The organism is Collinsella aerofaciens (assembly GCF_025289055.1).
Taxonomy (GTDB): domain Bacteria; phylum Actinomycetota; class Coriobacteriia; order Coriobacteriales; family Coriobacteriaceae; genus Collinsella.
In genome coordinates, this window is record NZ_JAESIQ010000052.1 from 1 (window position 1) to 840 (window position 840).

At 76.3% G+C, this 840-nt stretch carries 1 protein-coding gene; it reads left to right on the top strand.

Features of this window, described 5'->3' with window-relative positions; genetic code table 11:
• Nucleotides 1-840 (top strand): transposase (locus tag JMJ97_RS09455; protein WP_260700111.1); only part of this gene is annotated, 840 nt, incomplete at both ends.

Sequence of the window (840 nt, forward strand, 5' to 3'; positions counted from 1 at the left end):
GTCCCGCCGGTTCCCCGCCGACGCGGCGGGATACGAGGCGCTCGCCGGGGCGATCGCGGCGGCCGGGGAGCCGGCCTGCGTCGCGATGGAGGGGACGTCGTCCTACGGGGCGGGCCTCACCAGGCACCTCGCGTCGCTGGGGATGCCCGTGCGCGAGGCGCTCTCCCCGGCGAGGATGCAGAGGAGGCGCCCGGGGCAGGGGAAGTGCGACGAGGCGGACGCGGAGAGGGCCGCCCGCGCGGCGATGTCCGGCTCAAGGCTCGGGACCCCCAAGAGCCAGGACGGGTGGGTCGACGGGGTGCGCTGCATGCTCGCGGCGCGCTCCGGGGCGGTGAAGGCGCGGACCTCGGCGATCAACACCGCGAGGTCGCTGCTCACCACCGCCCCGGAGGGGCTCAGGTCGAGGTTCCGCGGCATGGGAGGGCCGAGGCTGATGGAGGAGCTCCCCTCCGTGCGCGCCGAGGGCGCGCTGGGCGCCGCGCTCGGCGCGCTGGCGGACCTGTGGGCGGCGGCGCGCGACGCGGCGCTCGACATGGAGCTCGCGATCGAGGCGTCCCTGGAGGAGAACTGCCCCGCGCTGCTGGCGATGTACGGGTGCGGGCCCGTGAGCGCGGCCAAGCTCGCGGTCGCGGCCGGGGACAACCCGGGCAGGCTGCGCTCCGAGGCGTCGTTCGCGGCGATATGCGGGGCCTGCCCCATCCCCGCCTCGAGCGGCAAGACCGTGAGGCACAGGCTCAACAGGGGCGGCGACCGGCAGGCGAACAGCGCGCTGCACGAGATCGCGAGGCAGAGGGTCATGCGCGACCCCGAGACCGCCGAGTACGCCGAGAGGGCCAGGGG